Genomic DNA, 25,067 nt, shown 5'->3' with positions numbered 1-25,067 from the left:
ATCTGCGCGGGTGCTCCAATTTCCGGGGCAACCTGTCAAAACCCGAGCCAAGAGTAAACCCCCGCACATTGGCTCTTCATTTCCGCCCTTTTCGACCCCCGCTTGGCGTGCCACTCTGCATGCCAACCTAATGAGGAGAACGCCATGCCGATCACAACATGTGTCTTTGACGCCTATGGTACCTTGTTTGATGTGGCTGCCGCCGCACGCCAGGCGGCCTCAGAACCGGACTTTGCCGCGATCAGGGATGACTGGCCGCAGGTCGCCGAACACTGGCGGCTCAAGCAGTTGCAGTATTCATGGCTGCGCGCGGTCACAAAGTCGTATGCGGATTTCTGGACCGTCACGCAGGATGGCTTGGATTGGGCATTGGAAAAGACCGGGCATGATGGGGATGCAGCCCTGCGCGCGCGGCTGCTCGCGCTTTACTGGGAATTGCAAGCCTATGCTGAGGTGCCGCAAATGCTGAGCACCCTGAAGGCCGCAGGGTTGAACACCGCAATTCTGTCAAACGGATCGCCGGAGATGTTGGACGGCGCCGTACGTTCTGCCGGGATCGAGGATGTGCTTGATGTGTCCTTGTCGGTGCAAAGCGTCGGCATCTTCAAACCAGATGCCTCCGTTTACGATCTGGTCGGGGAACATTTCGGATGCGCCAAGGATGAGGTTTTGTTCGTGTCCTCAAACGGCTGGGACGCCGCTGCTGCCTCGGGGTACGGTTTTCGGACCGCATGGGTGAACCGAAGCAATGAGCCGATGGACCGCTTGCCGTGGAAACCCGCAGATGTGCTGCGTGATCTGATCGGCATCCCTGCACTGGCGGGTGTGTAATGGCAACATTTCAAACCTCAGACGGGCTGTCGTTATACTATACCGATGAGGGTAATGGCCTGCCGATCCTGTGCCTTTCCGGGTTGACCCGCACCACGGCAGACTTTGACTATGTCACGCCGCATTTGACGGGCAACCGGTTGATCAAGATGGATTACCGCGGGCGCGGCAAATCAGATTTTGACCCCAATTGGCAGAACTACATCCTGCCCATTGAATGTCGCGATGTGATGGAGCTTTTGGCGCATCTGAGCCTCGACAAAGTTGCGATCCTTGGCACATCACGCGGTGGTCTGAACGCGATGGGATTGGCCATGGGCGCAGCCGACAGCTTGCTGGGTGTGGCGCTTAACGATATCGGGCCGTTTATTGATCCGATGGGGCTGGATTTCATCATGGGCTATCTGGGTCGTAATCCTGCGGCCAAGACCCACGCGGAAGCCGCTGCTGCCATGCCGCATGTGTTCACTGAATTCCAGAATGTGCCGGCAAGCCGCTGGATGGAAGAAGCGGTCAAGCATTACGCGCAAACAGACGCGGGCCTTGAGATCACCTATGATCCGCATCTGCGCGACGCGGTTGAGGCCGCAGGTGCGCAGGCGGCACCGGATCTGTGGCCGTTTTTCGATGCGATGGCCGGCATGCCGATTGCGTGTATCCGTGGGGCGAACTCAAATCTGCTGAGTGAAGAAACGCTTAAGGAAATGCAGCGCCGTCGCCCTGATATGATCACCGCTGTGGTGCCGGGGCGCGGCCATATTCCGTTTCTGGATGAGCCGGAGGCCGTGGCAGCACTGCACAAATGGGTGGGACAGATGACATGAACATCGACATGATCCGCGCCGCGAATACGCGCCTTGAGGGGCATGTGCGACGCACGCCCTTACTCAACTCCACGCTTTTGGATGATGTCGCCGGGCGGCGGGTCTGGGTGAAGGCCGAGTGCCTGCAACATACCGGCAGTTTCAAATTTCGCGGTGCCTGGGCGGCGTTGTCGGCGCTGGATCCGGACACGCGTGCCAAGGGCGTGATCGCCTATTCCAGCGGCAATCACGCACAGGGCGTGGCACTGGCGGCCAAACTGCACGGGGTGCCTTCAGTTATCGTCATGCCAGCCGACAGTCCGCGCCTCAAGATCGACAATACGCGCGCGTATGGTGGCGAAGTGGTGCTTTATGATCGCGCAACAGAGAGCCGTGAAGACATCGGCTCGCGCCTCAGCACTGAACGGAATTTGACGCTGATCCGGCCCTATGACGAACCCGAAGTGATTGCAGGCCAGGGCAGCGTCGGACTTGAGATTGCGGAGCAGGCTGCGGCGCTTGGGATCACGAACGCCCAAGTGATCGTGTGTTGCGGTGGTGGCGGGCTGACTTCTGGCATCGCCTTGGCGCTTGAGGCTGACGCGCCGGGGCTGCGGGTGCGCCCGGCCGAGCCGGAAGGCTTTGATGATGTGGCCCGTTCGTTACGGTCGGGTGGAATTGAGCGAAACAATCGGATGACCGGGTCGATCTGTGACGCGATCATTTCCCCGCAACCGGGGGATATCACCTTTCCCATTCTCAAACGCCTTGTCGGTCCGGGTCTGGTGATCAGCGATGATGAGGCGTTGCAGGCGATGGCGCATGCGTTCAACCGCCTCAAAGTGGTCGCAGAACCGGGCGGTGCCGCGGCATTGGCCGCCGCACTGTTTCGCCGCGACGAGATTGAGGGCGACGATGTGATCGTGACAATTTCGGGCGGCAACGTTGACGCCGACATGTTTGCCCGCGCGTTGGAGACATTGGCATGAGCCAATTCACCATCGCCAGTTTCAATGTGAAAAACCTGATCGGACCCGATCAGGAATATTACAAATTTCAATCCTACACGCCTGAGGAATATGCGTGGAAGTCGGATTGGCTGGCCGATCAGTTGGTGACCCTGAACGCCGATATTGTCGGGTTTCAGGAAATATTTGACGAAGCTTCATTGCGCGACACGATCGCGAGTGCCGATGAGATTGGCACCGCAAACAATGCGACCGCAATACCGGGGCAAAACAAACGCTACCGCCACCGCGCGATATTTGATCGGCTGGCGTACCGGGATTATGGCGATGCCGCCCTCGCTTTTGCCCCCAACCTGCATGACGGCGCACCGGGCCAGCGTCGGCCCGGGCTGGCAATTCTGTCGCGGCTTGGCTTTGACGAAGAGCCGCAAATCATTCAGGCCTTGGATACGCCCCTGCACATTCCGTTTCAGACCTTTGGCGGGGATGAGGGGGGCAGCTATACCATCCAGAAGCTCAGCCGCCCGATCCTGAAATGTCGCGTGCCTGTTGGCGATCAGGTGATCACTGTGTTCAATTGTCACCTGAAATCGAAACTGGGCGAATACATCCGCAGCGACGGTGCCGCCTTCCCTGTTGAGGCTGACCTGACAGATTACGATCCCGTCGGTCGCGCCTTGGGGGCGGCGCGTGCCGCGATGCGCCGGATGGCAGAAGCCTGGGTGCTGCGCGGGGCGATCATTGGCGAGTTGCGACAGGGCCGACCGGTGATGGTGCTGGGTGATTTCAACGACAATGAAAACGCGGTGAGTTCCAAAATCATCGCCGGGGAAGCGCCGTTCAGGAACTATGCATGGATGCTGCGCCATGACGCGAAACACCGTGCAGATCGCTATTCGGACGCAGAGAACGCCCAGATCACCGAGGATATCGAAGCCGTGCGCCTGCATTCGGCAGAGAAGCTGTTTGTGCGCAAGTCGCTGCGCGATATGGTATACACATCGGCCTTTGGTGGCGTTTATGAGAGCATCGACCAGATCCTGATGTCGCGGCATTTCTTGCCCGAGTGGCAAGGCCACATTGGCGAAATGGAATATTTCAGCGTGCTCAATGACCATCTGACTGATGGGTCGCACCCTGAGGCACCTTACAACAAGCTCGCCTCTGATCATGGACAGATCATGGCGACCATTCGGCTGAAAGGGGAATAGGATATGCAGCTTTTTGATACCGGCGACGTGCGCCTGCATTACCGCGTTGATGGGCCAGACGATGGCGCGCCAGTTGTCTTTGCCAATTCGCTGGGCACAGACATGCGGCTTTGGGATCCGATCCTGCCGATGTTGCCTGATGGCCTGCGGATTATCCGTTTTGACAAACGCGGGCATGGGTTATCGACTTGCCCCACTGGTCCCTATTCGATGGGGTCGTTGATCACGGACACGGAAAAACTGTTGGATTTTCTTGGCGTTCAGGGATGTGTGTTTGTCGGGCTGTCCATCGGCGGGATGATTGCACAGGGGCTGGCGGTCAAACGTCTGGACCTGATCCGGGCGGTGGTGCTGTCGAACACGGCCGCAAAGATTGGCAATCCGGACCTTTGGGCCGAACGGATTGCGGATGTCGAAAAAGGCGGCATCGAATTCATTGCCGATGCGGTAATGGAGCGCTGGTTTTCACCACAGTTTCGCAAAAGTCCAGAGCTTGAGCTGTGGCGTAATATGTTGGTGCGCCAGCCCGATGATGGATATGCGGGTTGTTCTGCGGCAATTTCCGGTACTGATTTTCTCACGACCACAAGCAGTCTGCGTCTGCCTTGTCTGGGGATTGCAGGATCAGACGATGGGTCGACGCCCCCCGATCTGGTGCGCGAAACAACCGACCTCATTCCGGGGTCCAGGTTTCATCTGATCCGCAAGGCGGGGCATTTGCCTTGCGTCGAGCAACCGCAAGAATTTGCGCGCGTACTGAGTGAATTTCTGAAAGGCGTTGGCCATGTCTGAACGTTACGACAGGGGCATGAAGGTCCGCCGCGAAGTATTGGGGGACGCACATGTCGACCGCGCTGAGCTGGCCAAGTCAGAGATCGACGCGCCCTTTCAGGCCCTGATAACCGAAGGCGCGTGGGGCACTGTCTGGGCCTCGGACGCGATCACCCGGCGCGAGCGGTCGATGATCACGCTGGCCCTTTTGGCGGCCATGGGGAATTTTGATGAGATTCCCATGCACGTCCGCGCCTGCGCAAACACCGGGGCCACGATGCGTGATGTCATGGAAGCGTTTCAGCACGTCGCGGTCTATTGTGGGGTGCCAAAGGCCAACCATGCCATAAAGCTGGCCAAACAAACCTTTGCCGAGATGGAGCGCTGACATATGGCCGCATCGGTTTTTGACAGCCCCCTTTACGCACAGCTTTTTGACACCGGTGAAGCAGGCCGCTTGTTTTCAGACAGCGCCGCAATCCGCGCGATGTTGCTGGTTGAGGGGGCATTGGCAAAGGTGCAGGGCAGCTTGGGCGTGATCCCGGAATTAAGCGCTGCCGCGATCCACCGCGCCAGTATGGAAATACAGGTGGATCCCGGTGCGATTGCGGAGGCCACGGGGCAAAATGGGGTCAGCGTGCCGGGTCTGGTGAGCGCCTTTCGCGCCGAGATGAATGCGCCCGAGCACGCACAATATGTGCATTGGGGGGCGACAAGCCAGGACATCATCGACACCGCACTGATGCTGCGCCAGCGACAGGCATTAGTGTTGGCCGAGGATGGTCTGCGCCAAGTGATCACTGATCTGGGCAAAGCCGCCAAAGACAACGTGCATTTGCCGATGCCCGCACGGACCTATGGGCAACACGCCACGCCAACCACATGGGGCGCAGTTCTGGCGTCGTGGGGCGCGCCGTTGATCGATGCATTGGAAGCGCTTGAGCCTTTGCGGCGCGCCTCGCTCTGGGTGTCCTTGTCGGGTGCGGCCGGGACTGCGTCGGCTTTGGGACCACTGGCCGCAGAAACCCGCAGCGCCTTGGCAAAGGCACTGAACCTGCACGATCCGGGGCGGTCGTGGCACACGGATCGCGCGCCGATCCTGCGGGTTGCCGATTGGCAAGGCCAAGTGATGGCAGCCTTGGCACATATGGCGCAGACGTTGATCGCCTTGACGGGCAGTGACACAGGCGAGGTTTCATTGGGAAAGGCTGGTGCGTCGTCCACAATGCCACAAAAACAAAATCCGGTGGCCCCTTCGGCGATGGTCGCGCTGCATCATCATTTCACCGGGGCGCGCGCCAGTTTACAATCAGCAGCGATGCACCAGCATCAACGCGACGGGGTTGCATGGTTTGCGGAATGGATGGCGGTACCGCAGCTGTCGCTCTGCCTCGCCGCTGCTTTGTCCCATGCCAAAACTCTGGCCACACATGCCACGCCACGCCCGGTGCAGATGCAAAACAATCTTGAAGCGAATATGGGTCTGATCCACGCAGAAGCGCTCAGCTTTGCGCTGGCGAAGTTCATGCCGCGCCCGGAAGCCCAGAAAGTGACCAAGGCGCTGTGTCTTGAGGCGCTGGACAAGCAAACCCCACTGGAGACGCTGGCGCGCGCAGATTATCCTGACCTTGCCGACGATGTGTTTGCGCCCAGCGCCGGGATTGGCCATGCCGCCCAGGATGCCTTGACCTTTGCGGCCCGTGCGGCGGCCATCTGACTTCATGCGTCCAGCCGTCGTTTTCATCATTATCACGATCATGATTGATGCCATGGGGATTGGCCTGATCATCCCGGTGATGCCTGATCTGATCCGCGAAGTGAACGGTGGTGATCTGTCCCATGCAGCGCTTTGGGGTGGGATCATGGCCACCACATTTGCGGTGATGCAGTTTCTGTTTGGCCCGGTCATGGGCGGTCTTTCAGACAGGTATGGCCGCAGGCCTGTGTTGTTGCTGGCGCTGGTCGTGATGGCAGCCGATTATGTGTTGATGTCAATTGCGGGCAGCATCTGGTTGTTAATGGTCGGTCGGGTCATCGGCGGGATCACCGCCGCCACTCATGCCACCGCTTCGGCCTATATCGCTGACATTTCAAAACCCGAAGACCGTGTCGCAAACTTTGGCCTGATCGGGGCAGGCTTTGGTGTGGGCTTTGTCCTTGGACCGCTTATGGGCGGTGTCCTGTCGGAATACGGTACCCGCGCGCCCTTTTGGGCGGCTGCGGCCCTTGCGATGGGCAATGCAACCTTGGGGTGGTTTGTCCTCAAGGAAACCGTCAGAAAGGAAAACCGCCGCCGCTTTGAATTGCGGCGTGCAAATCCGCTTGGGGCGATCCGGGCCTTGGGGCAATTGCCCGGAATTCGGCGTCTGTTGGTGGTCTATTTCATCTATCATGTCGCCTTTGCAGTCTATCCATCGGTCTGGGCGTATTTCGGGCAGGAACGCTATGGTTGGAGCCCGGCTGTTATCGGCTATTCACTGGGACTTTTTGGGGTGATGATGGCGCTGGTGCAGGCCGGGTTGATCCGTGTGGTGCTGCACCAGTTTGGCGAGAGAGGCACGGTATTTGCCGGGCATCTCTTTAGCATCCTTGCGTTTGGGGTCATCGCCATCGTCACCTCGGGGACTGTGGCGTTGATCCTTACGCCCTTGGCGGCGCTGGCGGGCGTCATTCCGCCCGCGTTGCAGGGCATCATGTCGCGACAGGTCGCCGCCAATGCACAAGGCGAATTGCAAGGCGCGTTGAGTTCGTCCACGGCACTGGCAATGATCATCTCACCAATGGCGATGACGTCAGCATTTGCGTATTTCACCGGTTCCGGCGCGCCGATCTATTTGCCCGGTGCGCCGTTTCTGTTGGCCATGTCTTTGGCAATCGTCAGTCTGTTCATTTTTCTGAGCCGCCCGGCATCACAGAATATGGCGTAATCAGACGTCTGACGCGTCGCGTTGGTGCTTGCAGCGGAATTGCTTTGCGGCCAACCTGCCTGCAACCGGATCAAAACTTGCGAAGAGAGACCTGAAATTGCAAATCATCAAAGCCGCTGTTGCCCATGAATTTGGATCCCCGTTGGTCATCGAAAATGTACAGTTGCGCGCGCCAGAGGGCACCGAGGTTGAGGTGGCATTGGACGCGGTGGCAATCTGTCATTCGGACATCACCTATGCCTCGGGCGCATGGGGCGGATCGTTGCCCGCGGTTTACGGCCACGAGGCCGCAGGCCGGGTCAGTGCGGTTGGTGACCGGGTCAAAGGCCTCGGCATTGGTGACAGTGTTGTAGTGACCCTGATCCGCGCCTGTGGTGCCTGCCCCAATTGTGCCAGCGGCAGACCCACGGTCTGTGAAACGCCGTATGACGGCGATCACGGTCCTTTGAAAACCGCCGATGGTGGCAAGCTGCATCAGGCGATGGCGTCGGGGGCCTTTGCAGAAAAGGTGGTGGTGGAGCAGGGTCAGGTGGTGAAGATCAGCCATGATATCCCCAAGGATGCCGCCAGTCTGATTGCCTGTGGGGTCATCACTGGCGTTGGTGCAGTAGTGAATGCCGCGCAATTGCGCGCCGGTCAGGATGTTGTCGTCATTGGTGCAGGTGGTGTGGGTCTGAACGCGATCCAGGGCGCGCGCATCGCCGGCGCGCGGCGCATCGTTGCGGTAGACATGAGCGAGGAAAAGCTGGCCATTGCGCGCGAATTCGGCGCAACGGATGGCGTGTTGGCGACAGCGGAAAAACCATGGCGTGACGCGATGGACGCGATGGGCCGAGGTGCCGACGCGGTGATTGTCACGGTAGGTGCGATTCCGGCCTATGATTCCGCGCCAAAATATTTGGCTGGCGGCGGCAAGGTGATCATGGTGGGCATGACCCATTCTGGTGCAATGTCGAGCTATGAACCTGTCATGCTGGCCGCAATGGCGCAGGGGATGACGGGATCGAAAATGGGCGATGTGGTGATCCAGCGGGACATCCCCTGGATCGTGGATTTGTACGAACAGGGCCGGTTGAAGCTGGATGAGCTAATTTCAGGCCGCTGGTCGCTGGATGAGATCAATGAAGCGATTGAGGATACCAAGACCGGTGCCGCGCGTCGTAATGTGATCATGTTTGGCACCTGACAAAGCGGGGATGAAGCATTTGAATTCCCATGCAACGTCGTTCTGGCCGTGAAAGGGGCGGTATCATGCAACTTGAAAGTGCCGTGCTTGAAGATGAAGGCAACGTTCTGCGCTTAAGAGGTGCGGAGTGTGACCTGCGATTTCATGGCATCTGGTTGCGCGACAATGCGCAGGATGCGGCGACACGCGACCCCGGCAACGGACAGCGATTGATCACGCTGGCCGATCTGCCGGAAGATTGCGCACTGGCTGAGGCGCATATTGACCGCCGTAAAGTGCACGTGACTTTTGCCGCCGATGGCAAGCAGGTTGTGTTCGATGCGGCTTGGCTGATCCGCCACGGGTATGACATCCCTCACGATCGCACCACTGGTCGCCTGCCAGAGCTTGCTGAGGTCTGGGACAGCGGGCTGAGTAGGTCGCTTCCCACGGGCGCGTTGATGGATATGCAAGCCAATCGCGCTGCCTTGCGCGATTGGCTTGTTGCGTTGCGGCGGTATGGCTTTGCCAAGGTAACAGGGCTGGGCCAGGAACCCGGCGCCTTATTCGATATAGTTGATCTTTTTGGCTACGTCCGCGAGACCAATTACGGGCGGCACTTTGAGGTGCGTACCGAAGTGAACCCGGTGAACCTTGCCTATACCGGGCTTGGTTTGCAGGCCCATACCGACAACCCCTACCGCGACCCACAGCCCACGGTGCAGGTGTTGGCCTGTCTCGAAAATTCGGCGCGGGGCGGCGAAAACATGGTTATAGATGGCTTTGCCGCTGCTCAGCGTTTGCGCGACGAAGACGCGACAGGCTTTGCCTTGCTGACCCAATATTGCGCGCGCTTCAGCTTTACGGGCAGTGCGGGTGTGGCGCTGCATTCCAGACGGCCAATGATTGAGCTGTCGCCAGATGGACAGTTGCAGGCGCTGCGGTTCAATGCCCGGTCTGCAGCCCCCCTTGTTGATGTGCCATTTGACAAGATGGCGGGATATTATGCCGCCTATCGACGCCTCAGCACGATCATTGATGATCCGGGCATGGAGGTGCGTTTCAAACTGTCCCCCGGCGAGGCCTTTGTTGTCGACAACACCCGCGTGTTGCATGCCCGAAAGGGATATTCCGGCGCTGGCACCCGTTGGTTGCAGGGATGTTATGCCGACCGCGATGGCATCCTGTCCACCCTTGCCGCATTGGAGGTCGAAGCATGAGCGCACCTAACATGGCCACGCTGGACGCCAGCAACATTGTTGAATTCATTGGTGATATCTTCACGCGACGCGGGGCTGAAAGCTATCTCGGTGAACAGGTGACAATGTCGCAGCACATGTTGCAGGCGGCACATCTGGCCGAAATTGCGGGCGCGTCAGAGACAGTGATCACCGCCGCGCTGCTGCATGATATCGGACATTACACCAATGAATTTCCCGACGACGCGCTGGCGCAGGGCACCGACAATTTGCACGAAGAAGCCGGCGCGCGGGTGTTGGCCCCGTTTTTCCCCAGCGCAGTTACCGATTGCATTTTGCATCATGTCGCGGCCAAACGGTATCTTTGCGCCACGGATCCAGGATATTTTGGGCGGCTCAGCCCCGCGTCTGTGCACACTTTGAACCTGCAGGGCGGGCCGATGGGTGCGGATGAAGTTGCCAACTTTGCCTGCGAACCCAATCTGGAGGCCATCGTGCAAGTGCGTATTTGGGATGATCAGGGCAAAGACCCCGCCGTCACCACGCCAGATTTCAACCATTACGCCCCGATGATTTCCCGTGTCGTTGCGGCCCACCAGAAAGACCAGTCATGAAGCTTCAGGATCTCGATGTCATCATCACCAGTCCCCCGGCCCCCGGCTGGGGCGGACGGTATTGGATATTGGTCAAGCTGACCACCGACACCGGGATCGTGGGCTGGGGCGAATGTTACGCGTCCTCCGTCGGGCCGCAGGCAATGCGCCATGTGATTGAGGATGTGTTCGCGCGGCACATGCAGGATGAAAACCCCGAGAACATCGAATTGATGTTTCGCCGGGTCTATTCATCGGGGTTCACCCAGCGGCCTGACCTTAGCGTCATGGGTGCGTTCTCGGGGTTGGAAATCGCCTGTTGGGACATTCTTGGCAAAGATCGCGACCGGCCTGTCTATGCGCTGTTGGGCGGCAAGATGAATGACCGCGTGCGGGCCTATACGTACCTTTACCCCCTACCCCACCACGACATTGGTGCATTCTGGACATCGCCGGAAATGGCGGCAGAATCGGCTGCGGACTGTGTGGCGCGTGGGTACACGGCCGTGAAATTTGACCCCGCTGGCCCTTACACTTTGCGCGGCGGGCATATGCCCGCAATGTCGGACATCACGCAATCGGTCGCCTTTTGCAAAGCCATCCGCGCTGCGGTGGGCGACAAGGTGGACCTGCTGTTTGGCACGCATGGGCAGTTCAGCACCGCGGGCGCGATCCGGTTGGGTCAGGCATTGGAGCCGTATTCACCCTTGTGGTTCGAAGAACCTGTCCCGCCGGATTCAGTTGAGGAAATGGCGAAGGTCGCACGTGCTGTCCGCATCCCAATTGCCACAGGAGAGCGCCTGACCACCAAGGCTGAATTTGCGCCAGTCTTGCGATCCGGGGCTGCCACGATATTGCAGCCTGCACTGGGCCGCGCCGGAGGTATTTGGGAGATGAAAAAGGTCGCAGCCATGGCCGAGGTCTATAACGCGCAGATGGCACCGCATCTTTATGCCGGACCTATTGAATGGGCGGCCAACATTCATCTGGCGGTTTCGATCCCAAACATCCTGATGGCGGAAACGATCGAAACTCCTTTCCATGATCAGTTGATCAAAGGGGCCATTCGGGTTGAAGATGGATACATCTGTGCACCTACGGCACCCGGTTTGGGAATCGATGTGGACGAAGAAATGGCGCGGGCAAACCCGCTAACCGACGATCATTTGCATTTGGAAATGCAGGAAGCCCCGTGTGATTATGTGAACGGCAACAGCTTCGAAGGCGGTGCGCCTGCAGCGCGGGAGTAGCCGGTCTGGCGTTAGGGCTCAGGTCCTTGATGCCTCGAATGCCGCCCATGCAGCCTCGAACCCGGCAAAATCTATTCGCTTGCCTTTGACCGCATTCAGCACGACTTTCTCCGATTTGAACAACTGCGCAATGGCGGCCTCAAGACGCGGCACCACATCATCTGGGATCACCACGGCACCATGGCGGTCGGCATGAACCATGGCACCGGGGGCGACCTTCATGCCCTGAATGTCGACGGGGTGGTCAAAATCCACCACATGCACAAACCCGTGGCTTGGCCCGATGGATCCTGCAACCACGGCAAAGCCATCTGGCAGATCGCCGAGGTCGCGCATCACCCCATCGGTCAGTGCGCCGTTCAGACCAAAGGCCTTGTGCACATTTGTGTTGATCTCACCCCAATAGGCCCCAATGGCGTTTGGCACATCCATGTCTTGCACCACGGCGATGCCGGGGCGCGGACCCTCGGCCATGTATTTATAGTAGGCCATGCGGCGTGCCTTGATCACCTCTGGCGGTTCGGACGGCGGGTTGACCGCCTGAATTCGGGCGGTGCGGGCATAGCCGACCATCGCATGCCCCGGTGCCGAACACTGCATCGTGCCACGGGTGAAATCGTCAAACCCGCGCTTTCCTTGCGCGACCTCAATGGCGTTGCAGACAGTGGGCGTATCCACCCGTTTCAGCAGATCATACAGTGCATCATTCATCTGTTTGCCCCCGCGATTGCCGCCCCTTCGGCCAAGGCCCCCAGCTTGGCAAAAGCAATTTCTGGGTCCACCGCCCCAAAACCCGCAAAGGTGCCAAAGCCGCAATCGCTGCCTGCGATGACACGGTCATGGCCCACGATATCGGTAAACCGCTCAATCCGCTGTGCGACAAGCTGAGGATGTTCGACAAAGTTTGTCGTTGTGTCCACGACACCCGGCACCAAAACCTTGTCATCAGGAATGTCAGCTTTACGGTCCCGAAACACGGTCCATTCGTGGGCATGACGCGGGTTTGAGGTCTCGAACAGGACGTAACGTGACTTGGTCGACATCAGCGTATCAAAGACCTTGTCCATGCCGATGTCACAAACATGCGGCCCCTCATAATTGCCCCAGCAAATGTGAATGCGAACCTTGTCCTGTGGCACATTCTGCAGGGCATGGTTCACGGCCTCAACATGGGACGAGGCGATCATGAGGAATTCCGCATCGGTGAGATCATTAAACAGCATATGCCGTGACAGCGCGAGGTCGGGGCAATCCAGTTGCAGGTCCAGACCCGCAGCGACGATGGTTTCGTATTCATCCTTCATCGCATCAGCAAGTGCAGCGAGATAGGCATCTCGGGTCTTGTAGTGGTCGTTTTGCAAAAACAACGAGATCACGCCGGGAGAGGCCGCATTCATGAACCCACGGGCAGCATCATGGGAAGCCATGGCAGCCTTAAGATTGGAAATGTCTTTTTGCAGCTCGCCCTGTCCTTTGGATATCACGTCACCGGTGCACATCGGGCGCGCATATTTTGGTGTGCCACCATCCTCGGCCAGGCGTTTGAGAAAACTGGGAAATTTCTTTAGGTCTGCGGGCGCGTTGCGCGGGCTGTCGCCGGAGAACCCAGTGTAGCGGTCTTTGACATAGGTGGCATAACTGATTTTCGAGGTCTCGCCGTCGCTCACGATATCCACGCCCGCGGCGACCTGCTTGGCAACCGTGTCGGACACGGCGGCTGTCATGCAGGCGTCAAAGGCGGCCTGATCGTAGGGTGTGTTGTTTTCACGGGCAAAGATGAAATCGACCACCTCCTGAGTGCGGGGCAATGATCCGACGTGGGTGGTTTTGATGGTCATCTGATTTCCTTTGTTGATCTCATGGGACCTGCTCGAATTCAGAGCCTGTCCAAATCCATGGTGTATCGCAAGCGCCCTGCCCGCAGACACTGAATGTTCCGCCGATGTCCAAGGCCAAGGCACCGCTGCGGTGGGGTACAATGCCAACGCCTGTGCCCAGCATGGCCCAAGGGTTGGCGTACCCCCGTGACGACAAAAACACGTGGATTGAACAATTCGCAGCACCGCAAAAGCCACTCAGCGTCTCACCGGGGCAGAGCACATCGCGCCAATTCATGACGACATCCGGCACGCCGTCACGATCAAGATCGCCTGCTTGCAGGGCGTCCGGTGCAATCGCGGCCGGGCCGTTGCATTGCTGGTTGGCATAGGCCTGCACCTGCATTGGAAGTTCAAACCTACCGGGCTGCGGCTGTGGCACCGGGGGATTGGCTGCTGCTGTGATTGATCCAAATCCTGATGGTGCGGGATTGCCAGTTGCAAGCCAAGTTGCCGCACAATGTTGGCGCGCCTGTTCCAGCGCGGGGCCCAAACCCGTGACGGGGATGTCCCATGCCGCTTGGGAGCCAACCTGCAAAACCAACCGGGTGACTGTCTGAAGCGCGCGGATTGACGCGTCCGTCATGGACAGGTTGACCTGCCATTCACCGTCCAGTTCGTTCCACTCCATTGCGGGCAGGCGGTATCCGGTCTGATCTACAAACATGACGATATCGGACCGCTGCGGACGGTCGCTGGGCACCAGGTTTTGGTCAAAGGTTATCTGAAACTGATAGGGCGGAGCGACTGTCGATTCAAACCACATCGTGTCCATCAGCGGCTTGTTCTGGACAGACCGCGCGGCGCAATTAAAACCCATGCCAAGACCGGGGTAGATGACAAACCCGCCGGCATATCCGCCATCATCACTTACATCAGCATTCCAGTTCTGCGCCGCCAGTGGAGCCGCGCAAAGCACCCACAAAAGGGCAAACAGACCTGTGCCTATCTTAACCATTCCACGTCAGCCCCGCAGGATCACCAGTCGCGATTACATGATAAAGCGCCGCCTCGCCTGTCATTGATGGCACAGCGGAATGTGCAAGGTTTTCGGGCACCGACATGGTGTCGCCGGGGGCAAGTGTCGCCACCCCACCATCCCATTCCACACGCCAATGGCCAAATACCGGCATCAGGACCGACGGCCTATCATGACTGTGTTTGCTGTCCGTGGTACTTTGCCGGGTGATCAGATCAACCTCGAACCCCGGCTTGTCGCGAATGATGCCTTTTTCGCCGATCACTTTGACGGGGCCATCGCGACCAATCGCCACCATATCCAGATAACGACGCACATAGCCGCCAACGACCTGCATACCTGTGGGTTCAGGATAGGATTTCAGCGCTTCTTGGGTCAATACGGGCATCGGGCCAACGCCATCCGGCAGGGCGGCACCCTTTTTCGTGTCATAAAGTTTGCCATTTTCGCCCAGAACAAGCCCGTGATCTTTTGCGTCCTCAATCACTTGCGGTGCCCAGATCACACCGCCGCCCGCATCGTCGCCGCCAAGGATCGCCATGATCATTCCGTAATCCGTGCCCACGTTCTGAAAGCCCCGGAAAATCCCAGTGGGAATGTCAAAGATATCGCCCTCGTTCAGGATCACCTCGCCCGCGTCGCCCCAGCGGCCCCAGAAAAAACGCCAGCGTCCGGACAAAACAAAAAACACCTCTGCCGTGCGGTGGCTGTGCAGTGAGTTGCGGCAATGTGGGGGCTGGCCTGCGGCCCCGATGTTGAACCCATGGGGCAGGTTTATGTGAACGTGTTGATCGGGGCTTTCTGAGACGCCGCCGCCGATGATGGTGAAGTTTTCCTTTTGGTCGCTACCGGGCGTATGGGCGTCAATGAAGGCCGTCTTGCACGGCTGCAGATCGCCGTAGCGCACGATGCGTTTTTCCATTTCAGCAGGGGTCATTTCATATTCCTTAGATGCTCGGGTCGGTCCGCGATGGCAGGTTTGAGTACGCTCATGTGTTTGGGAATGTCCCTCATCCGGACCGTAAGAGTATCTGCTTCCAGACCATCGCTTCATCATAAATCGCATATTCACGGCGGATACCCCATGGGCCGAACTCCACATGGCAGATACCAAGGACATAGACATCTGCCCCGGTGGGCGTACCAAAGCTGCCCCAGCCATCGTGCTTGCCGGTCAGCGACCACCGCACGGCCGCACGGGGTGGCATCAGCGGGTCATCGCGGCCAATCACGTGTTCAATCTTAAACTCTGAATCGGGAAAGGACGCGCGCAGCCCCATCCAGAAGGCATCAACCGCCCCATGGCTGTGGCCCGTTGCGCCGCCGGGGTATTCGGTTTGCACAGCGCGGTCGTATTCATGCGGGATCAGCGCCATATCGGCCCCCATGAGGCGGGTCAGGATATCGGCGTATTTTGCGCCCCATTCATTGTCATTGCCGCGCCCCTTGTAAGGTCCCGGTTGATCAATTGCGGGGGTCAGCGGTTTAATACAGGTCTCTGGCCCGCCTTCGCGTTCAATTAGATCAGCGGCATATTGTTTTGGGTCCCTGCCCATCTGGCGCACAATCGCCCCCTGATCGCGGATCAGCCATTCATCGTTGATTTGATTGTTGATCGCATGGCAGTCGGCCATGATCCGGTACACCAGAGGTTTGCCTGTCGCCTTGCCATACATTCCGTCATTCAGATGCGTCGCCGTCGACAAAAGACGGTGCGAGGACAGCATCCCCTGTTCCGGCGTCCCGGACCAGATCACATCCTCGCCCAGCAAAGTGCGATCAGGGAATTCGGCCAATGTGGCCATGGTCGCACCAATGACTTTTTGATTGCCGATCACCACGGACCCCGGCGAGCGGACAACAATATCGTCGCTGTAGTATTGGTGCAGCGTGGCGATGCCGCGGTCTTCCCAAATCTCTTTTGTGATGCCGATGATGTAATCTGGGAAATCTTTGAACTTGGGGTCGAAACCTTGCATGGGGTTATCCTTTTGGTTTGCGCGCAGAGCCGCGCATGATCAGCGGTCCGTCGATGGTGATTCGGCGCGCAGGCATGTCTGTGTCATCGATACGGGTCATGAGAATATCAACCGTCTCTGCCACCATGCGGTTCGCGGGCTGGCGCACGGTGGTCAAATCATAGCTTGGCCAGGCGGCAAGGCTGACGTCATCATAGCCCACGACCGACACATCGCCCGGAATGGACAGGCCCAGTTCAAACCGCAGCACATCCATCACCGCAAAGGCCATATGATCATTGGCCACAAAAACCGCATCGGGGTGGTCGTCGCGGTCAAACATCTCGCGCGCTGCTGATTTGGCCTGTTCAAAGTTGAAATTGCCAACCTCGCGTGCCACCAGTTTGAGGCCCGCATCCATCAACCCGGCCTTGAACCCCGCTTCGCGGTCAATCTGGGTTGAGGCCCCTTCCCATCCGGCAATATGCCCGATGCGTTGATGCCCGCCCGCTGCCAGAAACGCCGCCAGCTTGCGGCCCCCCGCCATATTGTCAGAGGTCACGCTGGACAAACGGTCATCATATTGATCGCGGTTAAAGAGCACGATGGGAATGCCCGCCTCTTCACACCGCCGGGTGAGGTCATTGGACATGCCAACCGATGCGGCGATGATCCCGTCGACCTGATAATCGAGCAGCTCGTCAATCACCTTTTGGGTCGCCTCGCTGTCGTTTGAGGCCATGAAGACCAGCACGTGATACCCCCGTTCCTGAAGCGACTTTGACAGCCTTTCGATCGCTTCGGGATAAAACTGGTTTTCAAGATAAGCGACGACCAACCCAATGATCCGGCTGCGCCCGGTAATCAGGCTGCGCGCCAAGACATTTGGGCGATACCCAAGTTCGCGCGCGGCGGTGCGCACCTTGGTCGCCGTCGTCTTGCTTACCGATGCGCCGGGGGTAAAGACCCGGCTGACCGCCGAGCGGCTGACGCCCGCTTTCTGGGCCACATCAAGGGCTGTTATTTTGCTCATGATCGTATACCCATGGCCATCAGTCCGCCGTCCAGCCGCCGTCGATCATCATCGACGTGCCGGTGACCATCGCAGAGGCATCAGAGGCCAGAAACAGGGCGGCCCCCATGATATCGGCAACCTCGCCCACACGCGGCAGTTTGATCTTGTCCATGATCCACGCAAGCCGTTCGGGGTTGTTGAACGTCGCTTCGGTCAGCGGGGTGCGGATGAAGGTGGGGCATATCGTGTTGATCCGGATACCGGCCTTGCCCCATTCCACGGCCATCGCTTTGACCATGCCCTGCACCGCATGTTTCGACGCGCAATAGACCGCGCGGTCAATGCCGCCGACATGGCCCATCTGGCTGCTGATATGAATAATCGATCCGGGCTTTTGTGCCGCCATCAACGCGCGCGCTGCCGCCGCTGACAGGAAATACGCCCCCCTCACGTTCAGATCCATTACCGCGTCAAAATCATCCGGTTGGGTGTCGATTGCCGCTGAATGCCGCGCCAGTCCAGCCGAGTTCAACACGATATCAAATGGCCTATCAAAGGCCGCATCAATCGCACCAAGGTCAGATTGATCGAGGCCAAGTGCTTCGACCGACCAACCTTGCGCCGCCATCGCATCTACTGACGCTTGCAAGACATCCAGGCGGCGAGCGGCGCAGACCACATGCGCGCCCGCTTCGGCCAATGCCACCGCACACCCCAGACCAATGCCAGAGGAGGCACCAGTGACAAGCGCGCGCTTGCCCGTAAGGTCAAAAGACGGTGTTTTGGGCAACTGGGTCAACATGCCACTCCGGTATCAGGGTCAAATCCGGGGCGTGCTTTGTTGAACTCGCGCATGCGCGCCAACACATCCACCCCGATCTGATCATACATGTGCAGCATGTCAACCAACACCCAGTTTTCGCGGATCAACCCGTTTTCAAGCCGCCAGAAATCAAGGCTGCGCATTTCGATCTTTTTGCCTGTTGGTGCAATACCAAGCCATCCGCTATGGCTGATTGACTGATACATGTCCGGCCATCCGGTGACGGCGGCGTACTGGCGGTCACCAAAGAAGTGGTAGGTGATCTCATCCACATATTGGCCCCGGTCGGGCATGCCCGCCAAGAACGGCTTTTGGTGCCAGTTGCGAAACCCTACAATGCCGCGGCCTGTGCCGATGCCCGCCGGCCCGTACCAATTCATCCGAGGATGCCAAAAGCGCGGCATTTCCATCACCTCAGGGCCACCTTGGCTTGGGTGTCGTTTCAGATGTTCCAACATGTCGATGATGTGCTGGCAGGTGGCGCTGCCCTGATCCGCATCATAGGGGCTGGGGACGATCCCATCATTGCTGGCGGGTCCGGGAATGTGCCACTCGCGGCCCAACGATGGCACCATCGGCCATGCTCCTGCCTGCATCATCACTTCCGGTATGTCCCAGAGCGCCTGCATCTCGACGATCTTGCCGTCGACCACCCGGTAAAATTCATGAAACCGCATGTGCACCAGATGCCCTGTCGCAGGGATATTCAACCAAGGCGCGCTGAACGTGCCGCAATAGAACCCGCCGCATCCAATCCAGTCGTTGCCGTCGGGCGTTGGCCCCGCCATCACTATGGTATCGCGCCGCTCCAGATCCGGCAGGGCATGCAAAAGGGGCCCATAAGCCTTGTCAAAATAGGCATCGACCCCAACCGTACTTTCGAACGGGTAAGCTAGCCGAAACACCACATCTTCGGCACAGATGTAATGAAAGGCCGCGCGCACGGTCCGCTCTTCGAAATCATACATCGCTGCCCTGAGGGGGGCGATGAGTGTTTTATGGTTGGAATGCCTGTCCATATCTTTTCTTTATTGCCTATCTAATTCAGGGAATTTGAGAGGGTCGCCATCTGCCTCCGCTATGCCTGGCGGTATCCCTCAAAACACGCGCATGTGCCCTATTCCGCCGCCTCACCCACCGGGGCCCCTTCACCATAGGGGACGTTCACACCCCCATACCGCCGGACCCGGACATTGCATTGCTCGGCATGGCCGACAAATCCTTCAAGCATACAAAGCCGTGATCCATAGGCCCCGATCTCGGCCGCGGCCGCATCGGTGGTGATCTTTTGATAGCTGTGGGTTTTGAGGTATTTGCCGACCCAAAGACCGCCCGTATAGCGCCCCGCCTTTTTTGTGGGCAGCGTGTGATTGGTGCCGATCACCTTGTCGCCATTCGCCACATTGGTGCGCGCACCAAGAAACAGCGCGCCATAACAGGTCATGTTTTCCAAGAACCAATCGTCGCGGTCAGTCATCACCTGTACGTGCTCTGACGCGATATCGTCGGCAACGGTCAGCATCTCTTTGTAGGTGTCGCAAAGGATGACCTCGCCGTAATCTTCCCAACTTACCCGCGCCGTACCAGCGGTGGGCAGAATATCCAAAAGCCGGTCAATTTCGCGCAGTGTTTCTTCGGCCAGTTTGCGCGAGTTGGTCAGCAAGACGCAGGGGCTGTTGTAGCCATGTTCAGCCTGCCCCAAGAGGTCCGTCGCACAGATCTCAGCATCGACCGTCTCATCGGCGATTACCATGGTTTCCGTCGGTCCGGCAAACAGATCAATGCCCACGCGACCGAACAATTGCCGCTTGGCCTCTGCGACAAAGGCGTTGCCAGGTCCGACCAAAAGATGCACGGGATCAATGGTTTCGGTACCGATGGCCATCGCCCCCACAGCCTGAATGCCGCCCATCACATATATCTCATGTGCGCCGCCCAGATGCATTGCGGCAATCACCGCCGGGTTCGGTTCACCGTTAAATGGCGGGGTGCAGGCAATGATGCGCGGCACGCCGGCGACCGATGCAGTTGCCACGGACATATGGGCCGACGCGACCATAGGGAACTTGCCACCGGGGACGTAACAGCCCACCGATTGCACCGGGATGTTCTTGTGGCCCAGGATCACGCCGGGTTGCATTTCAATTTCGATATCCAGCATTGAATCGCGCTGCGCCTGCGCAAAGCGGCGCACGTTATCTTGGGCAAACTTGAGGTCCGCCATTTCGCGCGGGGTGACGCGGGCCATCAATGCTTCGATCTCACCTTGCGACAGTTTGAAGTTTTTCGGAGAGTATCTGTCAAACTTCTCGCTCAGCGCGCGCACCGCTTCGTCACCACGCGCCTCGATGTCTTTCAGCGTCGCCTCAACCACTGCCCGTGTCTTGGCGTCATCTTCACCGCGTTCCGCGTCGGATTTGCCGCGCTTTAGATATTCAATCGTCATTTTCTACCTCGTACATCACGCCGGTCGCGGCGCGGTTTTTTCGCCGCGATCAAAGGCTTCCCAGCCTTCGCCGTTGAACACGTCAACACCAAGCTGTGCCAGCACATGCGGGAAATCGACCATCACCCAATTGTCGGAAATGCGGCCCTCCTCGACTTTCCAGAAATCCATGTACCTGATTTCCACCCGCTTGCCTGTGGGGTCGATTCCCATGAATCTGCCGGAATGGGTGGCTTCCTGGCGACCAAAGGCAGCCGCCCATTCGCCCATAAAGAGGCGTGCCTCGTCCACGCAGATCTTGTCCGAAAAAGCGGCCTGAAACGGGCGTTGCCAATTGTCCTGAAATTCGGCCAGCCCGGTCTTGGTGCCGCAGCCTTGATTGCCCATCCAGCGAAAGCTGTCATGAAAGAACGCACCGATCCCTTCGATGGTGTGATCGTTGAGACCATCCACCATGTTTTCGATCACCGCTCGGGTTTCGTCCGTTTTGGACATGTCCGTGTCGCGGCTCAGCACCGCCTGCTCAGGGCGTGCGCCTTTCATGGCAGGCACCAGAATGTTGAAAAGAAATCGCTCATCCCTTCACCGCCCCGGCCGTCAGTCCCGATACGATCTGGCGCTGGAACACCATCACCAATAGAAACAGCGGTGCAGTGATGGACACGGCCGCGGCCACCGCCTCGACCTGATCGGTGGTTGTGGTCTCGCGGTTAAAATATCCTGCAATCGCTGGCACCATCGTCTGGTTTTGCGCGTCCAGCAACAGTGAGGTCACGAGGAAATCGTTGTACCCCAAAAGGAAGCTGAAAAGGCCGGTTGTGATGACGCCGGGCCACATCACCGGCATGATCACCCGGCGAAACGCCTGAAAGTGAGAACAGCCATCAACGCGCGCCGCCTCATCCAATTCGGCCGGGATGTTTTGAAAAAACGATCGCAGCATCCAGATTGTAAACGGCTGGTTGATCGATACCAACACCGCAATCACAGCCCAAGGCTGGCCATAAAGCGTGGGCGAAATGTCACCAAAGATCGGTCTCAGGATTTCGGCGGAATTGATGAACCAAGGCAGATACCCCGCGACCAATACCGAATGTGGCAACGCCCGAAAAATAAGCGCAAGGATCAACAACCAAAAAGCAAAGTCAGACCCTGACCGCGCCAATCCATAACCAGCCAAGGTACCAACGGTCAGTGAGATGGTGACAACTCCTGCCGTAACAAGCATCGAATTTAGAAAATTGCGATAGAATTCATTCTCCGCCCAAACCGAAATGTAATGCTGTGTCGTCATGCCAAGGACCGGTTCGCCCAAGGGACCAAGCAGACCATTGATCGGCCCCATGATCAGCGGCAACAGACCAAAGAAAACAAGCAAAAATACCAGCGCGTAGGCACCCGCGCCCACGAGCCAGCCAAGCACGAGGTAAGGCCCGCTTGAATATTGCGTCACAAGCCCCGGCAGTTTGGTAAAGGCCCAGCGGATTGCCAAATAGAGCACGACCAGCCCCACCACGATATCCAGAATTGATAAACCATCACCGTTTGCGCGGGTGGCGGGTCCCATGATCACGTCCCACGGGCTGTCTGCGAACGCATCGACCGGGGACTTGAAACTCATGATCGCGATCCACGCAATCGGGAAAGCTGCGATCACACACCAGAAGGTCAGGAACGCACCTGAGGCAAATCGCAGGCCAAAAGATTGCCGCATGGCTTTGGACGTCGAACTCATGTCGTGGCCCTCCTTGGTTGGAATGACGGCGTGGCGTTTTGTTCGACAAACATCAGTGCGCGCCCCCTTTGTGGTCACGCCAGGTGCGGCGCAGCGGCCAGATCAGCAGCAGGACAATTCCGATCATGGTCAACATTGCAGAGGCAGAGGCGCGGCTGATGGCGCGGTTGCCCGCATCATCCGGCACTAGGAAATCATATGTCAGCCATTGCAGCGAGATCACATGCGCCTGAGAGCGGAAGCCGACGATTTCCTCAAAAACGCGGTAGCAGTCCATCAAATGTATGATGGCGATAAAGACAATGAGCGGCATCAGGTGCGGAATAATCACATGCCGCAGGCGTTGCAGACGGCTGGCCCCGTCGATCACCGCAGATTCCAGCGTGTCCATATTGACCGACTGCAAGCCCGCGTAAAAGATCACAAAGGCAAAGGGGGCCACATGCCAGACGCGATAGAAATACATCAACAATTCAATGGTCCAGGCTTGCGCAAACATCGAAATATTCGTGCCTGTCCAGCGCTCCATCATTGAGGTTAGAATGCCGTCACCCACGAACAGCCAATAGATCGACAGCGACCCGATGACCGGCGTGATAATAAAGGGCAACAGGGAAACAAAGATAACCGGGCCTTTGACCGACCGCGCCGCATTGTTGACCGTCAGCGCGATCAGTAAGCCCACCCCAATCACCAATGGCAGCGTCAGCAAGGTAAACATCAGGGTGAACCGCAGTGCCTTCCAAAAGTCGATTTGCAGGATGTCACCAAAATTGCCAGACCCAATTGCCGCCCAGAATTTATCCATCTGCAAAACGGACCGATAGCTTTCAAGGCCCACCCATTCGGTGATCTTGATCGGCTTACCATCCTCACCAAGCTTGGGGACATTCTTGACCTCAGTCACGCAGGTTTGGGTTAGAAATCCGGGTGTGCAGGTTTCCACCTCGATCTGTTCGCGCAGGTCATAGGTATTCTTGAAACTCTCCATGAACACGCTCATCAACGGCAGCGCGATGAACAAGATCATCATGAAAACGGACGGGCCGACAAAGGCTGCAAAGGTTTTGAACTTCATGACATTTCCCCTTGGTGGTTGCCGGCCCTTCGGCATCAGATCGCGTGATCTTTGCGGTCTTGGCAGGGGGCACATTCAGGATGCCCCTAACGAAACCCACCTTACCTGGTGGTCTAGCAAGGTGGGCTGGCCGGGATATCTCCGGCCAGCCGCGCGTGATTTATTTCAGAACGCCCGCTTCTTTTGCGGAAGTTGTGTAGGCTTCTTCGATGGCTGTCAGGGTTGCTGCGGCGTCCCGATCACCTGTCAGAAAAGCAGGAATTTCGTTGCCAAGGGCAGTGTGCAACAGACCCATCTGCGTTGTTGAGGGATAGGCGGGCGGGGCCGGGTTGGCCGTGGCTGTATCAATGGCACCTTTGGCCAGCGGACCAGGCACATAGCCCGGGATCAACCAGATCGCCGCCTCGTTGTTGGCGGTGACCATCTCCTCGTCCATGCCTTCCATCGCGACACGAAAAGCGGCGTCTGCGTCTTCATCGCTGATGTTGGTGGCAATCACGATACCGTCCCACCACAATGTCGTCGCAGGGGCACCGCCGTCCATGGCAATTGGTGCCGCGGCCATTTTCACTTTGCCGACGACCTTGCTTTCGGCGGCATCATCCATCGCGCCACCACGGCTGGCCCAGAGGTTCGCCATGGCAATTTTGCCTTGCTGGAATTGCTGCTGCACGGTTGTGCTGTCGCTATTCAAAACTTCTGGATCGGTATAGGGCAATGCCGCTTTCATCGTTTCCAGCGCCTTGATACCTGCTTCGGAATTGACCGCTGTCGTGTTGTCGTCATTGAACAATTGACCGCCAAAGCCGGGATACATGTTCACGAATTCCTGTGCGAGGTTCCAGCCGGATTTCATCGTCGCCCCAAGTGGGTATTCGACCACGCCAGCCTCTTTGATCTTTTCGGCTGCGGCGTAAACTTCGTCCCATGTGGTTGGCACGGCAATGCCAAGATCAGACAGAATATCTTCGCGGTACATCAGATGCTGCGTGTTCACCATCATCGCCACGGCCATGATTTTTCCATCGATCTTGATCAACTGGTTCGGTGCAAGGTTCTGACCATATTTCGCAACCAGATCGTCAAGCGGACGGATGGTTCCCGCATTCAAGAGCGGCGTGATCGTACCGTTGGAGACACCGCCGATCTGATAAAGCGCCGGGTTGGCCTCAAACGCGGCAGGTTGTTTAGTGCGGAATTCCTGATCAAGCTCAGCCTGAACATTGCCACATTCGGCCATCGCATCGGTGACCGCTTTCCACGCCTCAAAGCCCGCCGAAAGCGATTTGACCTCGGAGGTGTTTTCAAAAGCGCAGGCGGACCAGGCGGTTGTGCCCATCAAGGACACGACGCCGGCAAGTGCTAATTTCTTCAACATTATGTGCAAACTCCCTGTTGCATGGTGTTGGGTGCATCTTGCAAGGCTGCACCCATGGTT

Annotated in this window: 25 protein-coding genes; 12 read left to right on the top strand and 13 right to left on the bottom strand. The window is 58.0% G+C overall.

What is annotated here, in order from left to right:
- The first annotated feature begins 144 nt into the window (after positions 1–144).
- From ACEWL3_RS03925 to ACEWL3_RS03870, 12 genes are all read left to right on the top strand, one after another.
- Complete coding sequence (locus ACEWL3_RS03925; protein ID WP_386177706.1) at positions 145–831, top strand: haloacid dehalogenase type II; 687 nt, start codon at positions 145–147, stop codon at positions 829–831.
- A complete protein-coding gene (locus tag ACEWL3_RS03920; RefSeq protein WP_386177705.1) occupies positions 831–1,655 on the top strand; it encodes an alpha/beta fold hydrolase in 825 nt (274 codons plus the stop codon). Before ACEWL3_RS03925 ends, ACEWL3_RS03920 begins: the two co-directional genes overlap by 1 nt.
- Complete coding sequence (locus tag ACEWL3_RS03915) at positions 1,652–2,623, top strand: threonine ammonia-lyase (protein ID WP_114877443.1); 972 nt, start codon at positions 1,652–1,654, stop codon at positions 2,621–2,623. The genes ACEWL3_RS03920 and ACEWL3_RS03915 overlap by 4 nt, the downstream gene beginning before the upstream one ends.
- Positions 2,620–3,813: an endonuclease/exonuclease/phosphatase family protein gene (locus tag ACEWL3_RS03910; RefSeq protein WP_386177704.1), complete on the top strand. Its 1,194-nt coding sequence runs from the start codon at positions 2,620–2,622 to the stop codon at positions 3,811–3,813. Before ACEWL3_RS03915 ends, ACEWL3_RS03910 begins: the two co-directional genes overlap by 4 nt.
- Positions 3,814–3,816: 3 nt before the next feature.
- Positions 3,817–4,605 (top strand): 3-oxoadipate enol-lactonase, encoded by a 789-nt coding sequence (pcaD, locus tag ACEWL3_RS03905; RefSeq protein ID WP_386177703.1) that lies wholly within the window; start codon positions 3,817–3,819, stop codon positions 4,603–4,605.
- Positions 4,598–4,972, top strand: a complete 375-nt coding sequence (gene pcaC, locus ACEWL3_RS03900; RefSeq protein WP_386177702.1) for a 4-carboxymuconolactone decarboxylase — start codon at positions 4,598–4,600, stop codon at positions 4,970–4,972. The genes pcaD and pcaC overlap by 8 nt, the downstream gene beginning before the upstream one ends.
- Positions 4,973–4,975: 3 nt before the next feature.
- Positions 4,976–6,301, top strand: coding sequence for a lyase family protein (locus ACEWL3_RS03895; protein ID WP_386177701.1), 1,326 nt, complete (start codon positions 4,976–4,978; stop codon positions 6,299–6,301).
- A gap of 4 nt (positions 6,302–6,305) precedes the next feature.
- Positions 6,306–7,511: a TCR/Tet family MFS transporter gene (locus ACEWL3_RS03890; RefSeq protein ID WP_386177700.1), complete on the top strand. Its 1,206-nt coding sequence runs from the start codon at positions 6,306–6,308 to the stop codon at positions 7,509–7,511.
- Between the two features lie 97 nt (positions 7,512–7,608).
- Positions 7,609–8,697, top strand: a complete 1,089-nt coding sequence (locus ACEWL3_RS03885) for an alcohol dehydrogenase catalytic domain-containing protein (protein WP_386177699.1) — start codon at positions 7,609–7,611, stop codon at positions 8,695–8,697.
- A 65-nt stretch (positions 8,698–8,762) separates the two neighbouring features.
- Positions 8,763–9,896, top strand: a complete 1,134-nt coding sequence (gene tmpA, locus ACEWL3_RS03880) for a 2-trimethylaminoethylphosphonate dioxygenase (protein WP_386177698.1) — start codon at positions 8,763–8,765, stop codon at positions 9,894–9,896.
- Positions 9,893–10,489 (top strand): (R)-1-hydroxy-2-trimethylaminoethylphosphonate oxygenase, encoded by a 597-nt coding sequence (gene tmpB, locus ACEWL3_RS03875; RefSeq protein WP_386177697.1) that lies wholly within the window; start codon positions 9,893–9,895, stop codon positions 10,487–10,489. Before tmpA ends, tmpB begins: the two co-directional genes overlap by 4 nt.
- On the top strand, positions 10,486–11,718 hold the full coding sequence (locus ACEWL3_RS03870) for a mandelate racemase/muconate lactonizing enzyme family protein (RefSeq protein ID WP_386177696.1): 1,233 nt from the start codon (positions 10,486–10,488) through the stop codon (positions 11,716–11,718). The genes tmpB and ACEWL3_RS03870 overlap by 4 nt, the downstream gene beginning before the upstream one ends.
- 18 nt (positions 11,719–11,736) lie before the next feature.
- On the opposite strand, the gene ACEWL3_RS03865 is transcribed toward ACEWL3_RS03870, so the two are convergent.
- The 13 genes from ACEWL3_RS03865 to ACEWL3_RS03805 form a co-directional block, all read right to left on the bottom strand.
- Positions 11,737–12,429, bottom strand: coding sequence for an RraA family protein (locus ACEWL3_RS03865; protein WP_386177695.1), 693 nt, complete (start codon positions 12,427–12,429; stop codon positions 11,737–11,739).
- Entirely contained in the window at positions 12,426–13,556 is a 1,131-nt protein-coding gene (locus ACEWL3_RS03860) for a cobalamin-independent methionine synthase II family protein (protein ID WP_386177694.1), read from the bottom strand. Before ACEWL3_RS03860 ends, ACEWL3_RS03865 begins: the two co-directional genes overlap by 4 nt.
- A 19-nt stretch (positions 13,557–13,575) precedes the next feature.
- Entirely contained in the window at positions 13,576–14,553 is a 978-nt protein-coding gene (locus ACEWL3_RS03855; protein WP_386177693.1) for a hypothetical protein, read from the bottom strand.
- A complete protein-coding gene (locus ACEWL3_RS03850) occupies positions 14,546–15,511 on the bottom strand; it encodes a cupin domain-containing protein (protein WP_386177692.1) in 966 nt (321 codons plus the stop codon). Before ACEWL3_RS03850 ends, ACEWL3_RS03855 begins: the two co-directional genes overlap by 8 nt.
- Before the next feature lie 73 nt (positions 15,512–15,584).
- Positions 15,585–16,553: a nuclear transport factor 2 family protein gene (locus ACEWL3_RS03845; RefSeq protein ID WP_386177691.1), complete on the bottom strand. Its 969-nt coding sequence runs from the start codon at positions 16,551–16,553 to the stop codon at positions 15,585–15,587.
- Between the two features lie 4 nt (positions 16,554–16,557).
- Entirely contained in the window at positions 16,558–17,565 is a 1,008-nt protein-coding gene (locus ACEWL3_RS03840) for a LacI family DNA-binding transcriptional regulator (RefSeq protein WP_386177690.1), read from the bottom strand.
- 19 nt (positions 17,566–17,584) lie between these two features.
- On the bottom strand, positions 17,585–18,346 hold the full coding sequence (locus ACEWL3_RS03835; RefSeq protein WP_386177934.1) for an SDR family NAD(P)-dependent oxidoreductase: 762 nt from the start codon (positions 18,344–18,346) through the stop codon (positions 17,585–17,587).
- The gene (locus tag ACEWL3_RS03830; protein ID WP_386177689.1) at positions 18,343–19,389 is read right to left on the bottom strand and encodes an ester cyclase; all 1,047 of its coding nucleotides are present in this window, start codon (positions 19,387–19,389) and stop codon (positions 18,343–18,345) included. Before ACEWL3_RS03830 ends, ACEWL3_RS03835 begins: the two co-directional genes overlap by 4 nt.
- Positions 19,390–19,487: 98 nt before the next feature.
- Positions 19,488–20,816 (bottom strand): histidinol dehydrogenase, encoded by a 1,329-nt coding sequence (gene hisD / locus ACEWL3_RS03825; protein ID WP_386177688.1) that lies wholly within the window; start codon positions 20,814–20,816, stop codon positions 19,488–19,490.
- A 15-nt stretch (positions 20,817–20,831) separates the two neighbouring features.
- Positions 20,832–21,359: an ester cyclase gene (locus tag ACEWL3_RS03820; protein WP_386177687.1), complete on the bottom strand. Its 528-nt coding sequence runs from the start codon at positions 21,357–21,359 to the stop codon at positions 20,832–20,834.
- Positions 21,360–21,390: 31 nt separating this feature from the next.
- Positions 21,391–22,551 carry a carbohydrate ABC transporter permease gene (locus tag ACEWL3_RS03815; RefSeq protein WP_386177686.1) on the bottom strand — a complete coding sequence of 387 codons (1,161 nt, stop codon included), beginning with the start codon at positions 22,549–22,551 and terminating at the stop codon, positions 21,391–21,393.
- Positions 22,552–22,603: 52 nt separating this feature from the next.
- Positions 22,604–23,629, bottom strand: coding sequence for a carbohydrate ABC transporter permease (locus ACEWL3_RS03810; RefSeq protein ID WP_386177685.1), 1,026 nt, complete (start codon positions 23,627–23,629; stop codon positions 22,604–22,606).
- Positions 23,630–23,789: 160 nt separating this feature from the next.
- Positions 23,790–25,007 (bottom strand): ABC transporter substrate-binding protein, encoded by a 1,218-nt coding sequence (locus ACEWL3_RS03805; protein ID WP_386177684.1) that lies wholly within the window; start codon positions 25,005–25,007, stop codon positions 23,790–23,792.
- Positions 25,008–25,067: the final 60 nt, after the last annotated feature.

Origin of the sequence: Sulfitobacter sediminivivens (genome assembly GCF_042611115.2) — a bacterium.
Lineage (GTDB): Bacteria > Pseudomonadota > Alphaproteobacteria > Rhodobacterales > Rhodobacteraceae > Sulfitobacter > Sulfitobacter sediminivivens.
The sequence above is the reverse complement of the archived record's forward strand: the minus strand, read 5'-3'. Positions and strand labels throughout refer to the sequence as shown.